Source organism: methanotrophic endosymbiont of Bathymodiolus puteoserpentis (Logatchev) (assembly GCF_900128525.1).
Classification (GTDB): Bacteria; Pseudomonadota; Gammaproteobacteria; order Methylococcales; family Methylomonadaceae; genus Methyloprofundus.
Map to the genome: position 1 here is coordinate 1 of NZ_FQTQ01000186.1, position 4,751 is coordinate 4,751.

Sequence of the window (4,751 nt, forward strand, 5' to 3'; positions counted from 1 at the left end):
AAAAAAGAGTCAATGCGAATTGTATTTGATGAGCACCTGAGGCAATGGAATTATACTGCCATTCCTGACGCAACAACTTTATAAGTTGCCTAAGTTATTTCATGCACATTCCTTAGTATCTTACTTTTTTCTCAATAATCGTTTTATCATCAATCACTAATTTAGAAATACCACCTAGCGTTAGGTGTAAAGTACATTCTGCTTTTTTAAAGCTGTATTTATCATCAGTTTTTGATGCATCCCAAGTCATCGTTACATAGGTTTGCTTATCTGTATCTGTAGAGGTTGCAAAATAAACTGTATCCCCTGTTGCATTTTTAATTGCTGTTGGGCATTTTGATGTTGCCATTGTTTGCATAGCAGCAACGGCTCTAATCATCGCTGCCGCTTCCTTAGACTCATTTGATTGATCTTTATTAGAGCCAACCATTAAAAAGCCAATAATAAAAACAGCTGCGACTGCACCCATTAATTTCTGCGTACTATTCATATTTATTCCTCTATTATTGTTATGATTACGAGCTTATTTTTTCCGACATCCGCGGATAAGTTCCCCTCGCATTCTATGGGAATTATGTACCATTAGCAATGACAGATAATTCACCTTTTCTCCCCTTAAGCTTAGAACATCGTGGATAATACGTTCCTCATTAGACCCTGCTTTCTCAATAAAGCAAGACTGAGCAAGTAAACCCTTACGTTCTAATAAACTAATTATATCATCAAGTAGTGGCTTTACTTTCAATAACACTAAAGTATCAAAATCAAGCAACATAGCCTCAATCATTTCTATGCCGTATCCTGCCGGAATAATAGCGACTGTATCATCGGTATCTGCCAAAGGCATTTTTGCCCGTGCAGCAGCGGCATGAAATGAGCTAACGCCTGCAATAGTTTCAAAAATAGCCATTTCATCCAAACCCGCCACTGTTTTAGCTAAGTGCTGAAAGGTTGAATAAGTTGATGCGTCGCCTTCAACTAGAAAAATCACATCACGCCCTGCTTGTAATTTTTCCAAAACAATTTGTGCGGCTTGTAACCAATATTTAGCTAATATTTCCCGGTCATGGGTCATGGGGAAAACTAGCTCTGTACTATTTTCTGGAACCTTTAAATTAGCAGCTAAGGCGATTTTTAACGCATAGCTTTCGCCTTGTTTTCTTTTTACTGGATAAGTCCAGTCTGCCTCTGAATGCAACAGAGCCCATGCTCTACGCGTCATAAGCTCCGGATCACCGGGCCCTAAAGAAACGCCATATAAAGTACCTATCATGCTGCTATTTCCTTTTGTGCGCAGACAATCCATACTGGATTTTCTGCTTGCATACGGCTCATATGTAAAATAGGTTGGCTGCGAGAGGCTTGTAATTGGGTTATATCCCACAGTGCATCACTTTGTTTCAATGTCTCCAAAGCCGTATTGAGATTTTCTAAGGTAACAAAATTCATCACTAAGCAACCATTCGCTTGTAATTTAGCCAAACACAACTCGATTAATCCCGCTAATTCTCCGCCGGAACCACCAATAAATATCGCATTTGGCTCAAGCCAATCTTGCATACCTAGAGGCGCTTTATTTTCAATTAAAGTGTAATTATGCAAACCAAAATTGCGTGCGTTTTCTCTCGCAATAGCAAAGTCAGCGGCATTTTTCTCAACCGCATAAACATGCCCTTGTATGCAAAGTTTGGCTGCTTCTATGCCGACAGATCCAGACCCAGCCCCTATATCCCAAACGATGCTATTAGCGGTCAATTGCAATCTTGCTAGCGAGACTGCACGTACTTCACGTTTAGTAATTAAGCCTTTATCCGGCTTGCGCTGTTTAAAAGCATGGTCAGCATAACCAAAAAGCAATGCGTCTGCTTTTTCTTGTACTCGGCATAGAATCACAACATCATTACCCGTAAATTCCTGCTCAGCTAACGCTGCAATACTTAATCCTTGAAATAATTTTTCATCAGTACAAAGCAAATCTTCAGCAACAACCATGTTAAATAAGTTAGCCATATTTTCTATCATGAGCATACGCGCAATACGCGCTGGATTATTCTCAGGGCCGGTTAATATTGCCAGCTTATCATGCTGATTAATAGTTTGTAATAAGGCATAAAGGCCATGTTCAGCACCTGCTCCCCTATACCATTCGCCCGCATCTTTGCTGTGTACAGAACAAATTTTAGCATCTTGCCAAGCCATGCCAATACGCGCAAAAGCCAATTGAATAGAGGAAACATTAGGCATAATCTCCAGTTTGTCTACGCCTAATTTCTTCACTAAAAAGCTAGCAATACCATGACATAAGGGGTCACCTGTCGCTAAAACAACGACCTTTTTTTGTGCTGCTAATGCCACATTAATCCACTCAGGTACTAAGCTTAAGTTTCCAGTTAGATCTTTACATTCTGCCTGCATAATCGTTGCAGCAAACAATTTTAAAACTCGACTGGCGGCAATCACCACTTCAGCTTCTTGTAAGCCAGTAAGAGCGGTAGCAGATAAACCTGAGCACCCGTTATCCAACACCCCAATAATTTGACAACGTTCACTCATAATTCACCAATTTATTTCCGTCAAAATCACACATTAAAATCTGATACCTGAAACGCTTAGGATAACGCGCCTCCAATGTCGCCACGACACGCGCACACAAAGCCTGATAAAAAGCCTCACCTAAGCCTAATCCCTCCATGCATTCGCCGGCAAAACGTGCCATTTTATTATCACTGATAGCCATACAAACAGAATCTTCAGCCCCCACACTTGCGGCTATTTCCGCTAATAATTGCGTATTCACCGCATTACGTCGAGCATGCGTAATAATTTCCCCCTGCGCAATTTTAGTCAGTTTACCAATCATGCCGCCAATAATAATCTGCCTTATACCCACTTGGTCAGCACTGTCTAAAGCGGGGCCTAAAAAATCCCCCATTTGCACAAAACAAGCAGGGTCTAAATCAGGCAATTCACGCATAGTAAACTTCTCAGTACGCCCACCCGTCGTTAATACAACCGCTGTTTGCCCTTGGTTAGCGGCTACCTCAATACCCTGTACCACACTTGCGCGAAAGGCCGCCGTTGAATAAGGATGCACAATACCGGTTGTTCCTAAAATGGAAATACCATTAATAATGCCTAAGCGATCATTTAAGGTTTTTTTTGCCATGGCTTGTCCGCCTGGCACAGAAATAGTCACTTCTAGCCCTTGCGTTTGCAGTAATTCACTGGCAACTTCACGAATATTAGCTTCTATATTTGCCTTAGGAACTGGATTAATTGCAGGACCGCCCACTTCAAGCCCTAAACCACGCATAGTAATCGTACCAACACCGTCACCCCCTTTTAATAGCACTTGATTGGCAGCATCGGGCAATAAGCGCACATTAACGGTTAAGTGCGCTTTATCTGTACAATCAGGATCATCCCCTGCATCTTTTATAATCACAGCATGCGCTAAGCCATCAGTCGCAGCGCTGTCATGTACAGTAAACATCACTCGCTGACCATTGGGTAATAAAGTTTCAATGTCTGTAGGTACTTCTCCAGTCAGCAACCCAAGTGTTGCCGCACGCGCAGCCGCAGCCGAACACGCGCCAGTGGTAAAGCCTTTGCGCGTACCTTTTGGTTTTTTAGGTGTCATAAGTCACAGCGGCTTGGAAAATTTTTAACAGCAACTAGAAGCAATTATTTATTTGCCTGTTCAGCTAAAGCTAATAGCGCATGAATCGCAGCAACAACCAGCGTTGATCCCCCTTTACGTCCATCAGTAATAAGCCAAGGAATATCTTGCAATAAAGCTGTGGCATCTTTCGATTCGGCTGCAGAAACAAAGCCTACCGGCATACCCACAATTAAAGCAGGGCGGACATCCTCTTCTTTGATCATACGTAAAACTTCTAATAAAGCTGTCGGCGCATTACCCACAGCGACAATACTATTATCTAGCAAGCCTAAGCGTTGTGCTTTACGCATTGCTTGCACTGCGCGTGTGCTATTTTCTGCTTTTGCTTGCGTAATGACATCTGCGTCAGAAATAAAGTGATGTGTCGTCACGCCAAAATGACTTAACCGAGGTTTAGATAAACCAACACAAATCATTTCTACATCAGCGACTATATTAGCGCCTAGTTGAATTGCATTTAAACCTGCTGGTACTGCCTCTGGATGAAATTTTGTTAGGCCATTAAACTCAAAATCTGCTGTGGCATGAATCATACGGCGTACTATATTCCATTGCGCTGCTGAATAATGATGAGCACCCACTTCCTGATCCACAATCGCAAAAGAATCATGCTCAATTTTCTGACCCGCTTGGGTCATTTGTTCTGTTACGGTATTTTGTTGCATTATGTTTCCGACAATCTTGCTTATTTAATTGTCGCTATCATAGCAAAATAAAGCGTTATCTTGAATTTAAGTACGTGAGTACTACATCTAAATTTTTACTACAGGCATAGAGCGCACAGAGACACTGCACTATAATCTATGTTTGCTTGGTATCAGTTTTTTCTTAAAGAAACTATCCCTGCATCAAATACAGGGTAGGCTTGGAGGGTAAGCAAAACGCCTACGTATATCGAGAGTTGATTTATTATGCGCTACCGCAGACTACCAGTCTATCTAGAATTAACGGTGTCCGCAACAATACATAAGATGGTAGACATACATCAAATCTATGGGTGATAATAAGTTTCCTAAGGTGTAAAAACCAACTTTTACGGAATTCAATTGCACGAAAAAGTGGCGCTCAG

Annotated in this window: 5 protein-coding genes; all 5 read right to left on the reverse strand. The window is 41.6% G+C overall.

Annotated elements, in window-relative coordinates:
* Window positions 1-112: 112 nt before the first annotated feature.
* Genes BQ7314_RS13540 through BQ7314_RS13560 form a run of 5 tightly spaced genes read right to left on the reverse strand, consistent with a single transcriptional unit; the run spans window position 113 to window position 4,347 of the window.
* The gene (locus tag BQ7314_RS13540; RefSeq protein WP_174484224.1) at window positions 113-490 is read right to left on the reverse strand and encodes a hypothetical protein; all 378 of its coding nucleotides are present in this window, start codon (window positions 488-490) and stop codon (window positions 113-115) included.
* Between the two features lie 33 nt (window positions 491-523).
* Window positions 524-1,273, reverse strand: a complete 750-nt coding sequence (gene cobI / locus BQ7314_RS13545) for a precorrin-2 C(20)-methyltransferase (RefSeq protein WP_174484225.1) — start codon at window positions 1,271-1,273, stop codon at window positions 524-526.
* Complete coding sequence (cbiE, locus tag BQ7314_RS13550; protein WP_174484226.1) at window positions 1,270-2,553, reverse strand: precorrin-6y C5,15-methyltransferase (decarboxylating) subunit CbiE; 1,284 nt, start codon at window positions 2,551-2,553, stop codon at window positions 1,270-1,272. Before cbiE ends, cobI begins: the two co-directional genes overlap by 4 nt.
* Complete coding sequence (locus BQ7314_RS13555; protein WP_174484227.1) at window positions 2,546-3,640, reverse strand: cobalt-precorrin-5B (C(1))-methyltransferase; 1,095 nt, start codon at window positions 3,638-3,640, stop codon at window positions 2,546-2,548. The genes cbiE and BQ7314_RS13555 overlap by 8 nt, the downstream gene beginning before the upstream one ends.
* Before the next feature lie 44 nt (window positions 3,641-3,684).
* Window positions 3,685-4,347 (reverse strand): precorrin-8X methylmutase, encoded by a 663-nt coding sequence (locus tag BQ7314_RS13560; protein WP_174484228.1) that lies wholly within the window; start codon window positions 4,345-4,347, stop codon window positions 3,685-3,687.
* Window positions 4,348-4,751: the final 404 nt, after the last annotated feature.